Source organism: Acidisoma sp. L85, from assembly GCF_009765865.1.
Classification (GTDB): Bacteria; Pseudomonadota; Alphaproteobacteria; order Acetobacterales; family Acetobacteraceae; genus Acidisoma.
On the sequence record NZ_LMUQ01000061.1, the window covers coordinates 66622 to 85248 of the forward strand.

An 18627-nucleotide genomic window follows, 5' to 3' on the forward strand; every position below is an offset into this window, starting at 1 on the left:
CGCATCATCCGAGTCGCAACATCCCTCACGGATGCTCCGGATCCTCGTAGCGCGCGGCCACGAGTTGATCGAGCAACCGGACGCCGAAGCCCGTCGGCCCGGCGCTATACCGCGCATCGCCTTCATCACGCTGCTCGGTGCCGCCGATGTCGATATGCGCCCATGGCGTATCGCCGACGAATTCGCGCATCAGCGCGGCGGCCTGGCTCGCGTCGGGGATGAGGCGTCCGGTATTGCATTGGCGCAGATCCGCGACCTCGGAGTTGAGCGCCTCGCGATGGGAGGCTCCGATCGGCATGCGCCACAGGCGCTCACCCACAACCTCCCCCGCCGCGCCGAGATGCGCCGCCAAGGTCTCATCATTGTCGTAGAGGCCCGCGCGCTCATGCCCCAGCGCGACGGAAACGGCATGGGTCAGGGTCGCGAAATCGACGATGGCGCGCGGGGTGTAGGTCGCGACGGCATAGGAAAGCGCGTCGGACAGCACGAGGCGCCCCTCGGCGTCGGTATCAATGATCTCGATGGTGCGCCCGGCGTGGCTACGCAGGATATCGCCGGGCCGATAGGAGGTGGCGCCGATCATATTCTCCGCCAGCGCCAGAACCGCGATGGCGGGCGTTGGTGACTCGCGGCGCGCGAGCGTGACCATGGCGCCGACGCAAGCGGCGGCGCCCGCCATGTCGCCTCGCATGTCCCACATGCGATCCGCCGGCTTGATGGAAATGCCGCCGGTATCGAAGGTGATGCCCTTGCCAACAAAGGCGAGCGGCGGCAGGTCGAGCTTACCCTTCCACCGCATCACCACGAGGCAAGGCGGGTTCACTGAACCGCCGCCTACGGCCGCGATGAGACGCAGACCCTTCGCCGCGAAATCCTCCGCCGGGATGACATCGAGTTTCAGGCCCAGATCGGTCAGCGGCCGCAGCCGCTTCACGAAAAGCGCCGGCGTGAGAGTGTTGGACGGTTCGGCCACCAGATCCCGGGCGAAACCGACACCTTCCAGAACCGCCAGCGCGCGCCGCCAATGTTTGCCTTCCTTCCTGGCATCCTCGACGACGAGATCGATGCGCCCGATCACCATCGCTTCCGGATCCTCAGCGAAGCGATTGGTGGGAAAGCGCCAGGAGCGCAGCGCGGCGCCCACGGCAATCGCTGTCGCCATTGCGCGCGGCAGGCCGCGACCATCGATCGCGAGACGCGGCGCGCGCGGCAAACTCGACGCCGCCTGAGCGCCGGCGGCTTCCGGGTCAGCGGGATCGAGCCCAACCAGGATCGTAGCCGTGCGCCCAACACCCCAGAGTGTCAGCACCTGACCGGGCACCGCCGTAAATCCTGCCGCCTTGGCGGCAACCGCGTATTCAGGTGGCACGCCGCCGGGCGCGACCGGCAGCACAAGCGGTACCTCGGCCGTCAGTTCGGCAGCAGCGAGCAGGAAGAGCGAAGGCTGCGGCATTCAGCCCTCGTAGTGGTCCCGCACCAGCCGGTCGAGCAGCCGCACGCCGTAAGCGGTGGCACCCTTCGGCGTGATTGCCGTATCCTTCGAGGACCAGGCGACACCGGCAATGTCGAGATGCACCCAGGGCTTGTTATTGACGAAGCGCTGGATGAATTGCGCTGCTACAACCGCGCCCCCTTGCCGTCCGCCGATGTTCTTCATGTCAGCGATGTCGGATTTGATCGCCTTGTCATAGGCATCCCCGAGCGGCATGCGCCAAGCCTTCTCGCCCGTCGCGAGCCCCGCCGCCGAAAGTTTTTGCGCCAATTCGTCGTCATTGCTGAATAGTCCGGCATGTTCCTGGCCGAGCGCCACGATGATGGCGCCCGTCAGCGTCGCGAGGTCGATCATGAAGGCCGGATCGAATTTTTCCTGCGCATACCAAAGCAGATCGGCCAGCACGAGGCGGCCTTCCGCGTCGGTGTTCAGCACCTCAACGGTCTGGCCGGAATAGGTCGTAACCACATCGCCCGGACGCTGCGCGGTGCCGGAGGGCATGTTCTCGACCAGTCCCACCAGCCCGACCACATCGGCCTTGGCCTTGCGCCCGGCGAGTGCCGCCATGAGACCGATCACGGCGCCCGCGCCTGCCATGTCCCATTTCATATCCTCCATCCCGCCGGCCGGCTTGATGGAGATGCCGCCGGTGTCGAAGGTGACACCCTTGCCGACGAAGGCGAGCGGCTTGCGCGGCTTACCCTTGCCCGCGCCGTTCCACTGCATGATGACGACGCGCGGTTCCTGGGCGCTGCCCTGCGCCACACCCATCAGGGCGCCGAAACCAAGCTTGTCGAGTTCCTTCGGCCCTAGAATCTCGACCTTCACGCCGAGCTTCGTCAGGGCCTTGCAGCGCTCGGCCATTTCCGTCGGGTTGAGCACATTGGGCGGCTCGCTGACGAGATCGCGGCTAAGAAACACTCCCTCGGCCACCGCCTGAAGCGGCGCATAGGCGGCCTTCGCCTTGGGAGCATCATCAACAAGGATCGTAAGACCGGCGAGCTTGGGTTTGTCCTCCGCCTTTTCCTTCGTGCGGTAGCGATCGAAGCGATAGGCCCGTAACGCGGCGCCAAATGCCAGATGAGCGGCGTCCTCGCTGCGCAAGCCCTCAGCGGAGACGGCGGCAGTCGCCTCCTGCGACAAAGCGGAGGCAATGGCGCCGCCGGCTTCCTCGGCGACGCTGGCCGTGACTTCGGCTCGCTTGCCGAGACCGATGAAAACGACTCGGGTGAAACCGGCGGCGGGGGAGAACAGCAGGCAGGTCTTGGCCTTCTGGCCTTTGAAGGCGGCGGCCTCCAAGGCCCGCGTGACGCCGCCCGCGCTCGCCTCATCCAGCGTCTTTGCGATGCCGGACAGCGCCTCTTCCTCGGCAACGAGGAGCGCGAGCGCACCCGACTTGGGCAGGGCCGCCCGCGCGAAGGCCATGGTCAGCATCGATGTCACTCCAGAAACCGGGATAGAGGCGTTCAGCGAGTCCGAAGCGGCAAGTTAACGGTTAATGCGCGCTTTGCCAGGGCCGCCCGCGCGTCTATCACACGCGGATGAAATATCGCTATTCGGACGAGTCGCTGCTGGAACTCGCGGCGGAATTGGCCGTGCGCGCCGGCCGGCTCATCCTTGAGTGCCGCGCGCGGGGAATTGCGGTCACCGCGAAGGCGGATCGTTCCGTCGTGACGGATGCCGACAACGCCGCCGAGGCGCTGATTCTGGAGGGACTACGCCGCGCCGATCCGGGTGTGCCGATCATCGCCGAGGAAGCGACGGCGGCGGGCGAGGCGCCCGAAACGGCCGGCGAGTATTGGCTGGTCGATCCGCTGGACGGCACGCGGGAATTCGCCGCCGGGCTCGATGATTTCGCGGTCAACGTCGGGCTGGTGCGGGACGGGCGGCCGGTGCTCGGCGCGGTGGATGTGCCGGCGCGCGGTGCGGTGTTCTGCGGCATGGTCGGCGGCGCGGCCTTTCGGCGCGACGCCGCAGGCACCACAGCGATCACCGCACGCACTGTGCCGGATCGCGGCCTCACTTTGCTGGTATCCCGCTTCCATGGCAGCTCGGTGGTCGATCTACCGCCCCGCCTGCGCGGTCACGCGGTTTACGACAGCATTCGCATGGGTTCGGCCGCGAAATTCTGTGTGCTGGCCGAAGGCGGCGGCGACTTCTATCCGCGCCGCGGCCGGACGATGGAATGGGATACCGCGGCGCCACAGGCGCTGGTCGAAGCGGCCGGCGGCGCCGTTCTGCGCATGGATGACGACACCATTCTGCGCTACGGCAAGCCGGGCTGGGAGAACCCTTCCTTCTACGTCGTCGGGCGACCGTGACCTTCGCGACCCGCCTGCTGCCGCCAGATGCCGCCGGGCTGCATGAGGCCGCCAATATGGTGCGCGGCGGGCTGCTGGTCGCCTTCCCGACCGAGACCGTCTATGGCCTCGGCGCCGATGCGACGCAGCCGCAGGCCGTCGCGATGATCTTCCAGGCCAAGGGGCGGCCGCATTTCAATCCGCTGATCTGCCACTACTCCACTGCTGCCTTCGCCTTCGATGACGTGGAGGCGAGCCCGTTCGCCGAGCAACTCGCCGCCGCCTTTTGGCCGGGGCCCCTGACCCTTGTTCTGCCGCGCCGCGTGACCTGTCCCGTGGCTTTGCTAGCTGGGGCGGGGCTCGAAACCTTAGCTGTGCGCGTGCCGGCTCACCCCTTGGCACGGGCTTTTCTGACCGAGGTCGGCAAGCCGGTCGCCGCACCCTCGGCCAATCGCTCCGGCAGCGTTAGCGCGACGACCCCGGCCCATGTGCTGGAGGGATTGGCGGGGCGCATCGCCGCCGTGCTGGACGGGGGCGCATGCCCGGTCGGCGTGGAATCCACTGTGCTGGATCTGAGCGGCGACCGCCCGTTCCTCCTCCGCCCCGGCGGCACGACGCGGGAGGAGATCGAGGCGGTGGTGGGACCGATTGGCGTTGGCATCCCGCACGCGGTCGCGGAGGCGCATCGCAGCTTGCGCTCGCCGGGGCTGCTCGTTTCGCACTACGCGCCAAACATGCCGCTGCGGGTGGGGGCCACAAGTGTTGCGGCCGAGGAGGCGCTTCTTGCATTCGGGCCACCGCTGCCGGGCGCTGCGCTGACCTATCAATTGAGCGAAACCTCCGACGTGACGGAGGCCGCCGCGCGGCTATTCGACGGTCTGCGCTGGCTCGACCGGGAAGGCAGTGCCTTGGGGCTGCGGCGGATCGCGGCGATGCCGGTGCCGGAAGTCGGCCTAGGTGCCGCCGTCAACGATCGGCTGACCCGCGCGGCGGCACCGCGCGACTAAGGCACGGACGAGCGGCTTGTCACCCTGCCGCCAGCATCTCCAAGATCGCTGCCGCACAGATCCGCGGCGCCTCTTGCGGAATGTTGTGGCCCACTCCCGAAACCACGCGACGGTCGTAGCGGCTCGTGAAATGACGTTCGTGACCTTCCGAGCTGGACGGCGGCGCCACGTCATCATCCGCGCCATGGAAGGTGATGGTCGGCACGCCAATTTTCGGCAAAGCCGCTAGCCGATCCTCCATCGCCTGATAGGCCGGATCGCCCGCAACAGCGCCGAAACGATGACGATAGGAGTGGATCACCACATCCACGAAATCCGGATTCGCGAAAGCTGCGGCACTAAGATCGAAGGTCGCGTCGTCAAACTCCCAACTCGGAGACCACAGACGCCACAGCAGCTTCGCCAAAGCCTCGCGGTTCCGCGCGAGACCAACGCGCGCTCGCTCACTTTGGAAGTAATACTGGTACCAAAGCCGCCGCTCCTGCAGCGGATCCTCCGGCTCGAGCGCCTTGGCGATGTTTTGGATCGCATAGCCGCAGGCATTCACCAGCCCGATCACCCGCTCCGGGTGCAGAGCCGCGAGTATCGTCGCGCTGCGCCCACCCCAGTCGTAACCGGAAACCAAAGCGCGATCGATGCCCAGCCCGTCGAGCAGATCCAGCGCGTCCTGCGCCAAAGCCGCCTGCTGTCCCGAGCGCATCGTCGCCGCAGAAAGAAAACGCGTCGGACCGTAACCACGCAGATACGGCACGATCACCCGGCAGCCGCTCGCCGCAAGCTCCGGCGCCACCTCCGCGAAAGCCTGGGGCGCATAGGGAAAGCCGTGCATTAGCAGAACCGCAGTGCCGTCAGACGGCCCCGTCTCCTCATAGGCAATGTCGAGAACAGCCGTCCGCAGCGTCTTCAGTGCCATGCGCCCACGCCTCTAGCCGCGGTGAACGATGTAGCTTTCCTCGAGCAAGGTCGCGATGGCAGCACCATGCGCCGCGTCGCGCGCCTCGATCATCACCTCCAGCTGCGCCGCCTGTACGGTCGGCGAGGCGAAGAGCCGGTGATGTGAAACGTCGATGATATTGCCGCCCTGATTGCCGATGAGCGTCGCGATATCGGCGAGCATGCCCGGACGATCCGGAATCTCCATGATGACGCGCACCAGTCTGCCGTCCCGAAGCAGATTGCGCAGGAGGGTATTCGCCAGGATCCGCGCATCGATATTGCCGCCGCAGATCGGCAAGGCAACCTTGCGGCCGGCGAAACGATCCGGATAGGTCAGCACCGCGGCGAGCGCCGCAGCACCCGCCCCTTCGGCCACGACCTTCGCACCCTCCGCCAGCATCGCGATGCCGCGCTCGACCGCCGCTTCGGGCACCAGCAGGATCTCGATGCCCATCTTGCCGAGCAATCGCACCGGCAACTCGCCCACATCCCGCACCGCGATACCCTCGGCGATCGTCGCACCACCGACCGAGACCGGCTCGCCTGCCAGGCGCTGCTTCATGGCGCGATAGCTATCGACCTCGACGCCCAGCACCTCGATCCCCGGCTTGCGCGCCTGCACCGCGATGGCGCAGCCCGTCAGCAGCCCGCCGCCGCCGACCGGCACCACCAGCACGTCGAGATCGGGAAAATCCTCGATGAGTTCGAGGCCGAGCGTGCCCTGCCCGGCGATCACGGCGGGGTCGTCATAGGGATGGATGAAGACCATCCCCTCGCGTCGTTCGAGGTCATGGGCATGCTCGGCCGCTTCGGCCAGCATCTCGCCATGCAGCACCACCCGCGCGCCCCAGGCCGCCGTGCGGGTCACTTTGCTGACCGGCGTGAAGCGCGGCATCACGATGGTCGCCTTGATGCCGAGCAGATGGGCGTGCCGCGCCACCGCCTGCGCATGGTTGCCGGCGGACATCGCAACGACGCCGCAAGCCCTCTCCTCGGGCGTCAGTAAGGCGAGCCGGTTGGCCGCCCCGCGCTCCTTGAACGCCCCCGTAGCCTGAAGGTTGTCGAGCTTGAGGATGATCTCCGCCCCCGTCGCGCGGCTCAGCGCATCGGAGCGGATCGCGGGCGTGCGGAGGACTTTGCCGGAGATGCGTGCCGCCGCCGCCCCGATATCGAGGATCGTGAGAGACATAGACCGAGGCGCCGTCAGCCGAAACGGACGGAGAGGATCTCGTAAGAGCGGTCGCCGGAGGGCGCCGGCACCGAGACGGTGTCGCCCTTTTTCTTGCCGATCAGAGATTTCGCCAGCGGCGAGGAGACCGAAAGCAGGCCTTGCTTGATGTCCGCCTCGTACACGCCAACGATCTGATAGGTATATTCCTTCTCCGTCTCCTCATCGACGAGCTGGATATGCGCGCCGAACTTGACGTGATCGCCAGACAGCGAAGTCGGATCGATGACCTCCGCCGCCGAGGTGACCTCCTCGAGCTCCTGGATACGGCCCTCGATGAAGGATTGCCGCTCGCGCGCCGCGTGATATTCGGCGTTCTCGCTCAGGTCGCCGTGGCTGCGCGCCTCGGCGATGGCGCGAATGACGGCCGGTCGCTCCTCACTGCGGAGAAGGCGAAGTTCGGCCTCTAAGCGCGAGAGGCCGGCCCCGGTCATCGGAAATTTCTGCACGCGTTAACCCCGCAGTCCTCGTCCGTCAGGACATCTGTTGCTCAGGAAGCCCGCAGACCGGATGGCCCGGTCGCCGACATCCCATCCCTACATGCCGAAAGCGGCCGAAGCCCGGCCGCGTCCTGCCCGCATCCCTCTAGAAGGGGGAACGAAAGTAGGACTGGAGCGGCGCGACTTCAAGCGGCCCGGCCTTGAGGGCTGCCACGGCATGAACCGCGGCTCTGGCTCCCGCGATGGTTGTAAAATGCGGGACGCCCTTGGTCAGGGCACTGCGGCGGATGTCAAAGCTGTCGGTCACCGACTGCGGCGTGGAGGCCGTATTGATGACGAGCTGGATTTCGCCACTCTCGATCGCGTCCACGCAATGCGGCCGCCCCTCCAGCACTTTGGACACGGTGCTGACCTCCAGCCCCGCTTCTCGAATGCGGGCGGCGGTGCCCCTGGTGGCGACAATGCCGAAGCCCATCTCCGTCAGCCGGCGGGCCAGCGGCACCATGGCCGACTTATCCGCCTCCTTCACCGAGAGGAACACGCTGCCCTGCATCGGTAGGATGACACCGGCGCCGAGTTGCGCCTTGGCGAAGGCGCGGGCGAAGCTGGTATCGAGCCCCATGACCTCGCCGGTCGATTTCATCTCAGGGCCGAGGATGGTGTCGACATTTGTGAAGCGCGCGAAGGGGAAGACCGCCTCCTTCACGGCGACATGGCGGCCAATCGTCTGGTCGTCGAGCGCGAAATCCTTGAGCTTGGCACCGGTCATGACCTGGGCGCCAATCTTGGCGAGCGGCACGCCCGTCGCCTTGGCGACGAAGGGCACGGTGCGGGAGGCGCGGGGATTGACCTCCAACACGTAGATCGTGTCGTCCTTGATGGCGTATTGCACGTTCATCAGGCCGACGACGTTCAGCGCCCGGGCGAGTGCCACCGTCTCGGCGCGCAGTTCCTCGACGATAGCGGGTGAGAGGGAATAGGGCGGCAGCGAACAGGCGCTGTCGCCGGAATGGATGCCAGCTTCCTCGATATGCTCCATGACACCCGCCACGAAGACGTCCTCACCGTCGCAGATGCAATCGACATCGACCTCGATCGCGTCATTGAGGTAGCGGTCGATGAGCACCGGATTGTCGCCGGAAACGCGCACAGCCTCCCGCATGTAGCGGGCAAGCTGCGAGCGGTCATGCACGATTTCCATGGCGCGGCCGCCGAGCACATAGCTCGGACGGATCACCACCGGGAAGCCGATGCGTTCGGTGATCGCCTCCGCTTCCTCGGTCGAGCGAGCGATACCATTTTCTGGCTGAAGCAAGCCGAGGCGGTGCAGAAGGGTCTGGAAGCGCTCGCGATCCTCGGCGATGTCGATGGCGTCCGCGCTGGTGCCAAGCACGGGAATGCCGGCGGCGGAAAGGCGCTGCGACAGCTTCAGCGGTGTCTGACCACCATACTGCACGATGCAGCCCAGCACCGTGCCGTTCTCCTGTTCGCGCCGGATGAGTGAGATCACGTCCTCGGCCGAAAGCGGCTCGAAATACAGACGGTCGGAGGTATCGTAATCGGTGCTGACGGTTTCCGGATTGCAATTGACCATGATGGTCTCGAACCCGGCATCCTTCAGCGCATAGGCAGCATGGACGCAGCAATAGTCGAATTCGATGCCCTGGCCGATGCGATTCGGCCCGCCGCCGAGAATGACTACCTTCTGCCGGTCGGTCGGATCGCTCTCGCAAACCGGCGTGCCGAAGCCCGTTTCATAGGTGCTGTACATATAAGGTGTGGCGGAGGCGAATTCGCCCGCACACGTGTCGATGCGTTTATAGACCGGGCGCACTTTGAGCTTCTCGCGCAGGGCTTCGACCTGAGCGGTGGTCATGGCGGAAAGATGCGCAAGTTGATTGTCCGAGAACCCCAGCGCCTTGAGGCGCCGCAGCGATAGGGCCGTGGTCGGCAGGCCATGTTCCTTGATCTTGTCCTCGGCCGCGACGATGCGGGCAAGCTCGCGCAGAAACCATGGATCGAACTTGCAGGCATCGTGGATGTCTTCCACCGACAGCCCGGCACGCAGCGCTTGCGCCGCCATCAGCAACCGGTCGGGACGCGGTTGCGACAAAGCGGCGCGGAAAGCATCAGCGGTGCCATCGCCCGGCGCCTCGATCGGATCAAGGCCGGAGAAGCCGGTCTCCATGCTCCGCAAACCCTTCTGCAGGGCCTCCGCGAAGCTGCGGCCGATCGCCATCGCCTCGCCCACCGACTTCATGCTGGTGGAGAGCATGGCCGGCGTGCCGGGAAACTTCTCGAAGGTGAAGCGCGGGATCTTGATGACGACATAGTCGATCGTCGGCTCGAAGCTCGCCGGTGTGGTGCGGGTGATGTCGTTCTTCAGCTCGTCGAGCGTGTAGCCGACCGCGAGTTTCGCGGCGATCTTGGCGATCGGAAAGCCGGTCGCCTTGGATGCGAGGGCGGAGGAACGCGACACGCGGGGGTTCATCTCGATGACCACCATGCGGCCATCGGCGGGGTTGAGACCGAACTGCACGTTGGAGCCGCCGGTATCGACGCCGATCTTGCGCAGGCAGGCGATCGAGGCATCTCGCATGCGCTGATATTCTTTGTCGGTCAGCGTCAGCGCCGGGGCAACCGTCACGCTGTCCCCGGTATGGACGCCCATCGGATCGACGTTCTCGATGGCGCAGACGATGATGCAGTTGTCGGCGCTGTCGCGCACCACCTCCATCTCGTATTCCTTCCAGCCGAGCACGCTCTCCTCGATGAGGACCTCGGTGGTGGGGCTGGCTTCGAGACCGCTCGAGACGATGCGCTCGAACTCCGTCTTGTTATAGGCGATGCCGCCGCCGGTGCCGCCGAGCGTGAAGCTGGGGCGAATAACGGCGGGCAAACCGACCTCGGCGAGCGCCTCGCGCGCTTCAGCGAGCGTACGGGCGATCGCGCTTTTCGGGCTCTCGATGCCAATTTCGGTCATCGCGTCGCGGAACTTCAGGCGATCCTCGGCGCGGTCGATAACATCCGCCTTGGCGCCGATGAGTTCGACGCCAAGCCGCTCCAGCGTGCCAGATTTGGCAAGGCTCATCGCGACGTTGAGCGCAGTCTGGCCGCCCATGGTCGGCAGCAATGCATCGGGCTTTTCGCGCAGAATGATGCGCTCGACGATCTCGGGCGTGATGGGTTCGACGTAAGTCGCGTCCGCTAGGGACGGATCGGTCATGATCGTGGCGGGATTGGAATTGACCAGGATCACGCGATAGCCCTCGGCCCGCAGCGCCTTGCACGCCTGGGCGCCGGAATAGTCGAACTCGCAGGCCTGACCGATGACGATGGGGCCGGCGCCGATGATGAGGATCGACTTGATGTCAGTGCGTTTCGGCATTTTCAGGCCTTCTCGTCCATCATCGCGACGAAGCGGTGAAACAGGTGGTGGCTGTCACTCGGGCCGGGACTCGCCTCGGGATGGTATTGCACCGAGAAGGCGCGCTGCGCTGGCGCCGCTATGCCTTCGTTGCTGCCGTCAAAAAGGCTGACATGGGTGACGGTCACACCTTCGGGCAGCGATTTGTCATCGACCGCGAAGCCATGATTCTGGCTGGTGATCTCGACCTTGCCGGTCGCGAGATCCTTAACCGGCTGGTTGGCGCCGCGATGGCCGAGATCGAGTTTGTAGGTGCGCGCACCGAGCGCCGTGGCGAGAAGCTGATGACCGAGGCAAATGCCGAAGATCGGACGCTTGGCCGCCAGCACGCCCTGAATCGCCGGTACCGCATATTCGGCGGTCGCCGCCGGATCGCCGGGACCGTTCGAGAGGAAAACACCATCCGGCTCGTGGCGCAGAATGTCCTCCGCCGTCGCGGTGGCGGGCACCACGGTCACCCGGCAACCGGCCGCCGCGAGGCAGCGCAGGATATTGCGCTTGGCACCGTAATCGACGGCGACGACATGGTGACGCGGCGCGGTCTGACGGCCCGGCGTGGTCTCCTCGCCCCATTCCCACAGCGTCTCGTCCCAGCTGTAGCTCTGCGTACAGGAAACGGTGCGCGCGAGATCCATGCCTTCCAAACCAGGCCACGCCACGGCCTGGCTTCGCAGCTCGGCGATGTCGAAACGGCCGTCGCGCGGGAAACACAACACGCCAGTCGGCGCGCCACCGTCGCGAACGCGAACGGTCAGCGCGCGCGTGTCGATGCCGGAGATGCCGGGCAGATCCATCGCGCGCAGCCAGTCAATCAAGCTTCGCGTCGCCCGCCAGTTGCTCGCCTCGGTGATATCGAGTGCGGTGATAAGGCCGAGCGGTCCAGGATTGCGCGCCTCCTCGTCTCTGAGATTCGCGCCGATATTTCCAATATGCGGAAAGGTGAAGGTAACGATTTGCCCGGCATAAGAAGGATCGGTGAGTGTTTCCTGATAACCGCTCATGCCTGTGTTGAAGCAGACCTCACCGACACGCGCCGCGCCGTGTGCGGTGTTTGCGCCGAAGCCCCTGCCCCACCACAGAGAGCCATCGCCCAGCACTAGTACCGCGGTCGCGCCTTCGGGCAGCGCATCGGCGTCCGGCACGGCAATCGCCCGCTCGGCTTCCTCGGCGTTACCGGGCATGTCGGAGAGCGACAGGCCGGTTGCCGCGATGATGGCGCGCCAATGGCGCGAGGGAATGACCCCGGACTGGCGCCATTTGCGCAGCGCCTCAGCGCCGACATTGGTAAGGCGAGCGGCGGCGTCAGGACCACCAAGCCGATCGATGATATCGCTGGTCGAGAGGGGCATGTAAATCGCATATGGGAAATTTCTTCCCAACGCAATATGATTGACGCTCTCGTGAAAAAACTTCCCTCTGCGCAAATGAGGGGCTAGGGGCGGGTCGTTCCGGGCGCCACATTAAACGCGCTAAGGTATATGCTCGTGAGCCGGCACCCACCCCGGCCCTCCCTGAGAGGGAGAGGGAGAGGGAAGTAAGTAGCTAGGAGTAAGCATGGCGCTGCGAGAGACTCTGACCGACGCGATGAAGACAGCCTTGAAGGCTGGCGAGACCGAGCGGCTTTCGGCCATCCGCCTTATCCTGGCGAAGCTCAAGGACACCGAAATCAACGCGCGCGGCACCGGCAAGACGATCGAGGACGCCGATATCCTCCTCATGCTCCGCGGCATGATCAAGCCTCGGCAGGAGGCCATCGCGCTCTATCGCCAAGGCAATCGGCCCGAGCTTGCGGAAAAGGAAGAGGCCGAGATCCGCGTGATCGAGGGGTTCCTCCCCGCCGGATTGAGCGAGCAGCAAACCACGGCCGCGGTCGATGCCGCCATTGCCAGCACCGGCGCCTCGAGTTTGCGCGACATGGGGAAAGTGATGGCCGCATTGAAGGCGGAGCACGGTGCGGCGCTCGACATGGCGCAGACCGGCGCGCTTGTGAAAACGCGTCTGGCGGGCTGAAGCGCAAGCATGGCGCTGCCGCCCGCATTCCTCGATGAACTTCGCCAGCGCACACCGCTGCCGGCACTCATCGGCCGGCGCGTAAAGCTCACGCGTTCGGCGCGGGATTGGCGCGGCTGCTGCCCCTTCCACAACGAAAAGACGCCGTCCTTCTACGTCTATCAGGACCACTACCACTGCTTTGGCTGCGGCGCGCATGGCGACGCGATCGGCTTCGTCATGCAGAGCCAGGGCGCCGGATTCGTGCAGGCGGTCGAGGTTCTGGCTGCGGAAGCCGGCCTCGATGTGCCGCGCGCAACGCCGGAAGCCGCGGCGGCGGAACGTCGTCGCAGCGATCTGCATGATGTGCTCAAGGCGGCCGATGCCGCGTTCCAGCACAAGCTGCATATGCCTGAAGGCCGCGCGGCACTCGACTACTTACGCGGTCGCGGTCTGTCCGATGAGACGATCACCCGCTACGGCCTCGGCTTTTCCGGTAGCGGGCGTGGCGCGCTGGCATCCGAACTTTCGGGCCAGGGGATCGAACTGCGCCAATTGGTCGATGCCGGCCTCATGAAGCAAGGCGAGGACGGACGCACCGTCGATCTCTTCTTCAATCGCGCGACCTTTCCGATCCGCGATCCGCGCGGCCGCACGATCAGCTTTGGTGGTCGTATTCTCGGTGACGGCCAGCCGAAATACCTCAACGGGCCGGAAACCGCGCTCTTCTCCAAGCGCCGCACCCTCTATGGCCTCGATCTTGCGAATGCTCTCCGGCGTGAGCGCGGGCGCGGCGCCTCGTCGCAAGAAGGACATAAGGGACTGATCGTCGTCGAAGGCTATATGGACGTTATCGCGCTGGCGCAGGCGGGTTTCGCGGCCGTCGCACCGCTCGGCACCGCGCTCACGGCGGAGCAGCTCGAAGCTTTGTGGGAGCAGGATGACCGTCCCATCTTCTGCTTCGACGGTGACGCGGCGGGCCGCCGCGCGGGCATTCGCACCGTGGGTCTCGCATTGCCGATGCTGGCGCCGAACAAAAGTCTCGGCGTGATCGTGCTGCCTGAGAGCGATGATCCGGATAGCGTCATTCGTCGTGGTGGCCGACTGGCCTTCCAGGATGAACTGGCGCGGGAGGATCTCGGCAACGCGCTGTACGGCCTGCTCAAGGATGATGCGCGTCCCGCGACACCCGAAGGCTGGGCCGCTTTCCGCAACCGGCTGGTGGCGGAGGCCGGACGCATTCCGGATCGCTCCCTGGCGGCGGAATACCGCTCGCTCTTCCTCGACCGGTTCTTCGCCGAACGCCGCCGCGCGGCGCCCTCGAACCGTGGCGCCAACGCTGGCACAGGCTTCGGCCTGCGGCGTGAGCGCCCGCAGGCGCCAGTCGCGCTGGGCGCCCGGCCGAGGGCCAGCGAACTCGCGACACAGGAGGAACGTGGCCGGGGATTGGTGGCGATCCTGCTGGCCCACCCGACCCTGCTGCCGGACCTCGAGGAATCCTTCGCCCTGATCGACCTGCCGCCTACCCTCGCCGCCATCCGCGATGGCATGGGAGACTGGCTTGCAACCCACCCCACACTTGACAGTCAGTCGTTGAAGAACCATCTCGACAGCCTTGGGCTCGCGGGCGCGGTTTCCGCCGCCCTTGAGTCGCGCCCGCTCCCCGTAGGTGCAATGGCAGAGGCGCTACCAGCGGAGGCCGCGGCGAAGTGGCAAGAAATCTTCGGCCACATGCGCCTCCATCATGCGGAGAGAGAACTCGAGGAGCAACAGATGGCGTTTGCTCGTGAGGGCTCTGAGGAAGCACAGAACCGTCTGATTGCGATCAAGGGGTCTGTCGATCGGCTACGTCGTGGAGAGCCCGACAGCACGGGCTAAGCACCGGCACGAACGTGCGTTAAGTCTAGGTCCCGCGACGCGCGGCGCGGGGCGGTAATGGTAAAGGGTCGATTATGGCAACCAAGCCGTCTGTGACAACCGAGGCCGCTAGCTCGGATCAGGACAGCGAGAATACGCTTCTGGACACGCAATCGGCCGCTGTGAAGCGGCTGGTCGCGAAGGGGAAGGAGCGTGGCTACATCACCTTCGACGAGCTCAACGCCGTCCTGCCGTCCGAGCAGAACAGCTCGGAGCAGATCGAGGACGTGATGTCGATGCTTAGCGAAATGGGCATCCAGGTGGTGGAGAGCGAGGAGGAAGAGACCGAGGCGCCGGTCGTTAAACCCGCCGAGGAAGAGGAAGAAGAAGAGAAAGCCGGCAACATCAACGAGGAGACCGCCGGCCGTACCGACGATCCCGTTCGGATGTATCTTCGCGAGATGGGCAGCGTTGAGCTGCTGTCCCGCGAAGGCGAAATCGCGATTGCCAAGCGTATCGAGGCCGGCCGCGACATGATGATCGGCGGCTTGTGCGAAAGCCCGCTGACCTTCCGCGCGATCGTTGCCTGGCACGACGCGCTGAAGAACGGGAAGATGTTGCTCCGCGACATCATCGACCTCGAAGCCACCCAGGGCATGGGCAATCCGCCAGCGGAAACCGAAGGCGAGGCCGATCCCGCGGAGCCGCCCGCGCCACCGCCTTTCGCGGCGATTGAGGAGAGCGATGACGACGAAGGCGAAGGGCCGAGCCTTTCGCTGTCCGCGCTCGAAGAGAAGCTGAAGCCCGATACCCTCATCATCTTCGAGGAGATCGAGGCGCTCTATAAGAAGCTGTCGAAGGTGCAGAACCGCCGGCTGGAAACCATCACCAGCGGCGAGGAAGTGAACTCACGTTCGGAGCGCGGCTATACGAAGCAGCGCGAGGAGCTGGTGGTCAAGGTCAAGACCGTCCGCCTGCATAACAACCGGATCGAGGAATTGGTCGCGCAGTTCAAGCAGCTCAACCAGCGGCTGACGGCGATCGAGGGCCAGATTCTGCGCCTCGCCGAATCCACCAAGGTCGGGCGCGAGGAGTTCCTGCGCGAATACCGTAACCACGAACTCGACCCGAATTGGATCGAGCGGGTGAGCGCGCTGACCACCAAGGGTTGGAAGCTCTTTATCTCCAAGCATGGCGAGCAGGTGCAGGAACTGCGCATGCAGGTCGGCGCCATCGCTGCCGATGCCAGCCTGCCGATCGAGGAATTCCGCCGCGTCTACATGACCGTCAGCCGTGGCGAGCGGGAAAGCGCGCGGGCGAAGAAGGAGATGATCGAGGCCAACCTCCGCCTCGTGATCTCGATCGCCAAGAAATACACCAATCGCGGCCTGCAATTCCTCGACCTCATCCAGGAAGGCAATATTGGGCTGATGAAGGCGGTCGATAAGTTCGAATATCGCCGCGGCTACAAGTTCAGCACCTATGCGACCTGGTGGATCCGGCAGGCGATTACCCGCTCGATCGCCGACCAGGCGCGGACCATCCGCATCCCGGTCCATATGATCGAGACGATCAACAAGCTGGTGCGGACCAGCCGCCAGATGCTGCACGAAATCGGCCGCGAGCCGGCGCCCGAGGAATTGGCGGAAAAGCTCGGCATGCCGCTGGAGAAAGTGCGGAAAGTCCTCAAGATCGCCAAGGAGCCGATCAGCCTCGAAACCCCGATCGGTGACGAGGAAGACAGCCACCTCGGCGATTTCATCGAGGACAAGAACGCGGTGATCCCGCTGGATGCCGCGATCCAGGCGAATCTGCGCGAGGCGACAACGCGTGTATTGTCGAGCCTCACGCCACGCGAGGAGCGTGTGCTGCGGATGCGCTTCGGCATCGGCATGAACACCGACCATACGCTGGAAGAAGTCGGCCAGCAGTTCAACGTGACGCGCGAGCGTATCCGCCAGATCGAGGCCAAGGCGCTCCGCAAGCTCAAGCATCCCAGCCGCAGCCGGAAACTGCGCAGCTTCCTCGACGACTGAGGCTGGTAGCCGCCGGCCACTTTGCGCCAGCCGTGAGAAGTTCTGGCGGGTCTCGATGGCTTCCTATTGAGGCTTCGTTCAGACGACTCGGGCTATGGTGGCAAGCTTGCAAAGCACGACGCTAGGCATGAGCGACAAGAGGCGACGACGGGCGATGGAGCGGCGGAACGTGGTCGGAGCGGCGAAGCTACACGACGAAATGTCGAGCATAGGGGCTGATAGTGTGACGCGGGCGCGGGTGACGATCACCTTCCTCTGCATGCTCGAACGCCCGCAAATACCGGCGCCGCCGCTACCCGCGAATGCGCAGGTCATCCAGTGGCGGGCGCCGAAACCGGAAGGCTATCTGGCACTGCAGGAAGCGGTGGGCGGGGAATATCTCTGGTGGCTGCGGCGCGCAACGCCACGCGCCGAGCTGATCCGCATCCTGGAGAACCCCCAGGTTGCCGTGCATGTGCTGCAAATCGACGGCCAGGATGCCGGCTATTACGAGCTTGATGCGTCGCGCTGGCCTTTCATCAACCTCAGCTACTTTGGTCTGATGGCGAATGCGATCGGGCATGGTTTGGGGCGAGCTTTCCTTCGCCACGCCGTGGACAATGCCTGGTCCGGCCCCATTCGCGGTGTCACGGTCAATACCTGCACCGCGGATCACCCGCGCGCATTGCCGCTCTACGAGAGTGCCGGGTTTCGCCGGATGAAGGTGACGCAGGAGGACTGGGATATTCCAGATCGTCTCGGCTTCAAAATTCCTGACAGGCTGCGCGCCTGACCTCCGCCTCTATGAGAATTACGATCTTCGCGCCGGGATCCTTTCCTGCGGCAACGGGCGCAATCGTCTACGACACACGTCTCGTCACGGCTCTTCGCGGCTTGGGGCATGATGCCTCGCTCGTCATGCTCGCTGGTTCACATCCGACAGCCGACGACACGGCGCGGGCGTCCGCAGCCGAGGCGTGGCACGCTCACGGCGACGCCGACCTCCGCATCATCGATGGCTTCTGCCTGTCCGCGTGGGAAGGGCTGGAGGAGGCGCTGAGCGCCCGTGGCGTCATTGGCCTCATCCATCACCCCCTCGCCCTGGAACCCTTCCAGGAAGCCGTCAAAGTGGCGGAATACGCCCGGGTCGAGCGCCGACTGCTGCCGCTGCTGAACGGCATCCTGGTACCAAGCCAGGAGATGCGGAACCGCATGCTCTCGGCCTATGCCGTCGAAGCCGGGCGCATCTCCGTTCTGATGCCGGGGACCGATGTCACGCTGCCTCGCAGCCCGCGCGAGCCGGCGGCGACATGCCGCATCTTGTCGGTTGGCAGCTTCATTCCGAGAAAGGGTCACGACACCCTGCTCAAAGCGCTGTCCCGTCTCGTCGATCTTGACTGGCACTTGACGATCTGTGGCGACCAGACCGCCGATCGCGCTTGCGTCGTCGAACTCGGTGCCTTGAGAGAACGGCTCGGGCTGACCGAGCGGGTAACCTTCCTCGGTGCGCTCAGTCCGGCACAATTCGATGAGCTTTGGCAGGCCAGCGACCTTTTCGCCTTGGCGACGTGGTTTGAAGGCTACGGCATGGCTGTCGCTGAAGCGTTGAGGCGCGGTCTCCCCGTCGCCGTCACAACCGCTGCCGCAATTGGCGCGCCGCTCTCCCCCGATACCGCGATCATCGTCGAGCCCGGCGATCACGAGCAGCTTTCGAAAGCGCTCCGCCGCGTCATCTATAGCCCGGAGCTGCGGCATATCATGGGGCATGCGGCCTGGTCGGCGACGCGTAGCCTGCCAAGCTGGGAAAATCAGGCGCGTCATCTGCTCGACATCGTGACGCCGGCCGCGCCAACGTCCCTGTCCTGATCGCAACGCAAAAGGGAGGCTTCGGCCAGTGGCCTGCCTCCCAATGCTTTTCAGACATCAGCCGCCACTG

The 18627-nt window shown here is 65.2% G+C and carries 14 protein-coding genes; 7 read left to right on the top strand and 7 right to left on the bottom strand.

The genetic code is table 11. The annotated features are described in order from the left end of the window. Positions 1-25: 25 nt before the first annotated feature. Together GSQ83_RS18765 and GSQ83_RS18770 are read right to left on the bottom strand one after the other, a co-directional pair. Complete coding sequence (locus GSQ83_RS18765) at positions 26-1453, bottom strand: M17 family metallopeptidase (protein WP_158804417.1); 1428 nt, start codon at positions 1451-1453, stop codon at positions 26-28. Beyond that, entirely contained in the window at positions 1454-2926 is a 1473-nt protein-coding gene (locus GSQ83_RS18770) for a leucyl aminopeptidase (RefSeq protein WP_158804418.1), read from the bottom strand. It abuts the gene before it with no gap. A gap of 107 nt (positions 2927-3033) precedes the next feature. Between GSQ83_RS18770 and GSQ83_RS18775 the strand changes: the two genes are divergently transcribed. Then, positions 3034-3813, top strand: a complete 780-nt coding sequence (locus tag GSQ83_RS18775) for a 3'(2'),5'-bisphosphate nucleotidase CysQ (protein ID WP_158804419.1) — start codon at positions 3034-3036, stop codon at positions 3811-3813. Then, a complete protein-coding gene (locus tag GSQ83_RS18780; protein ID WP_158804420.1) occupies positions 3810-4799 on the top strand; it encodes an L-threonylcarbamoyladenylate synthase in 990 nt (329 codons plus the stop codon). Before GSQ83_RS18775 ends, GSQ83_RS18780 begins: the two co-directional genes overlap by 4 nt. A gap of 19 nt (positions 4800-4818) precedes the next feature. Here GSQ83_RS18780 and GSQ83_RS18785 read toward each other — a convergent pair whose 3' ends face one another. The 5 genes from GSQ83_RS18785 to carA form a co-directional block, all read right to left on the bottom strand. After that, on the bottom strand, positions 4819-5712 hold the full coding sequence (locus GSQ83_RS18785; protein ID WP_158804421.1) for an alpha/beta fold hydrolase: 894 nt from the start codon (positions 5710-5712) through the stop codon (positions 4819-4821). 12 nt (positions 5713-5724) lie between these two features. Then, entirely contained in the window at positions 5725-6924 is a 1200-nt protein-coding gene (locus tag GSQ83_RS18790; protein WP_158804422.1) for a threonine ammonia-lyase, read from the bottom strand. A gap of 14 nt (positions 6925-6938) precedes the next feature. Beyond that, the gene (greA, locus tag GSQ83_RS18795) at positions 6939-7412 is read right to left on the bottom strand and encodes a transcription elongation factor GreA (protein ID WP_158804423.1); all 474 of its coding nucleotides are present in this window, start codon (positions 7410-7412) and stop codon (positions 6939-6941) included. A gap of 136 nt (positions 7413-7548) precedes the next feature. After that, positions 7549-10791 carry a carbamoyl-phosphate synthase large subunit gene (gene carB / locus GSQ83_RS18800; RefSeq protein ID WP_158804424.1) on the bottom strand — a complete coding sequence of 1081 codons (3243 nt, stop codon included), beginning with the start codon at positions 10789-10791 and terminating at the stop codon, positions 7549-7551. A gap of 2 nt (positions 10792-10793) precedes the next feature. Further along, a complete protein-coding gene (gene carA, locus GSQ83_RS18805) occupies positions 10794-12179 on the bottom strand; it encodes a glutamine-hydrolyzing carbamoyl-phosphate synthase small subunit (RefSeq protein ID WP_158804425.1) in 1386 nt (461 codons plus the stop codon). A gap of 205 nt (positions 12180-12384) precedes the next feature. Between carA and GSQ83_RS18810 the strand changes: the two genes are divergently transcribed. The 5 genes from GSQ83_RS18810 to GSQ83_RS18830 all read left to right on the top strand — a co-directional run bounded on the left by GSQ83_RS18810 (position 12385) and on the right by GSQ83_RS18830 (position 18557). After that, positions 12385-12840 carry a GatB/YqeY domain-containing protein gene (locus tag GSQ83_RS18810; RefSeq protein WP_158804426.1) on the top strand — a complete coding sequence of 152 codons (456 nt, stop codon included), beginning with the start codon at positions 12385-12387 and terminating at the stop codon, positions 12838-12840. Positions 12841-12849: 9 nt separating this feature from the next. Then, positions 12850-14697, top strand: coding sequence for a DNA primase (gene dnaG, locus GSQ83_RS18815; RefSeq protein ID WP_158804427.1), 1848 nt, complete (start codon positions 12850-12852; stop codon positions 14695-14697). A gap of 74 nt (positions 14698-14771) precedes the next feature. Continuing rightward, complete coding sequence (gene rpoD, locus GSQ83_RS18820) at positions 14772-16712, top strand: RNA polymerase sigma factor RpoD (protein ID WP_158804428.1); 1941 nt, start codon at positions 14772-14774, stop codon at positions 16710-16712. A 127-nt stretch (positions 16713-16839) separates the two neighbouring features. Continuing rightward, positions 16840-17484 (top strand): GNAT family N-acetyltransferase, encoded by a 645-nt coding sequence (locus tag GSQ83_RS18825; RefSeq protein WP_254065785.1) that lies wholly within the window; start codon positions 16840-16842, stop codon positions 17482-17484. Between the two features lie 11 nt (positions 17485-17495). Continuing rightward, on the top strand, positions 17496-18557 hold the full coding sequence (locus GSQ83_RS18830; RefSeq protein ID WP_158804429.1) for a glycosyltransferase family 4 protein: 1062 nt from the start codon (positions 17496-17498) through the stop codon (positions 18555-18557). The last annotated feature ends 70 nt before the right edge of the window (positions 18558-18627 follow it).

Bases quoted from the DNA above. Each gene is read 5' to 3' on its own strand.
- GSQ83_RS18765 (WP_158804417.1), bottom strand. From the start codon at position 1,453: ATGCCGCAGCCTTCGCTCTTCCTGCTCGCTGCTGCCGAACTGACGGCC.
- GSQ83_RS18770 (WP_158804418.1), bottom strand. From the start codon at position 2,926: ATGCTGACCATGGCCTTCGCGCGGGCGGCCCTGCCCAAGTCGGGTGCG.
- GSQ83_RS18775 (WP_158804419.1), top strand. From the start codon at position 3,034: ATGAAATATCGCTATTCGGACGAGTCGCTGCTGGAACTCGCGGCGGAA.
- GSQ83_RS18785 (WP_158804421.1), bottom strand. From the start codon at position 5,712: ATGGCACTGAAGACGCTGCGGACGGCTGTTCTCGACATTGCCTATGAG.
- GSQ83_RS18790 (WP_158804422.1), bottom strand. From the start codon at position 6,924: ATGTCTCTCACGATCCTCGATATCGGGGCGGCGGCGGCACGCATCTCC.
- carB (WP_158804424.1), bottom strand. From the start codon at position 10,791: ATGCCGAAACGCACTGACATCAAGTCGATCCTCATCATCGGCGCCGGC.
- carA (WP_158804425.1), bottom strand. From the start codon at position 12,179: ATGCCCCTCTCGACCAGCGATATCATCGATCGGCTTGGTGGTCCTGAC.
- GSQ83_RS18810 (WP_158804426.1), top strand. From the start codon at position 12,385: ATGGCGCTGCGAGAGACTCTGACCGACGCGATGAAGACAGCCTTGAAG.
- dnaG (WP_158804427.1), top strand. From the start codon at position 12,850: ATGGCGCTGCCGCCCGCATTCCTCGATGAACTTCGCCAGCGCACACCG.
- rpoD (WP_158804428.1), top strand. From the start codon at position 14,772: ATGGCAACCAAGCCGTCTGTGACAACCGAGGCCGCTAGCTCGGATCAG.
- GSQ83_RS18825 (WP_254065785.1), top strand. From the start codon at position 16,840: ATGAGCGACAAGAGGCGACGACGGGCGATGGAGCGGCGGAACGTGGTC.
- GSQ83_RS18830 (WP_158804429.1), top strand. From the start codon at position 17,496: ATGAGAATTACGATCTTCGCGCCGGGATCCTTTCCTGCGGCAACGGGC.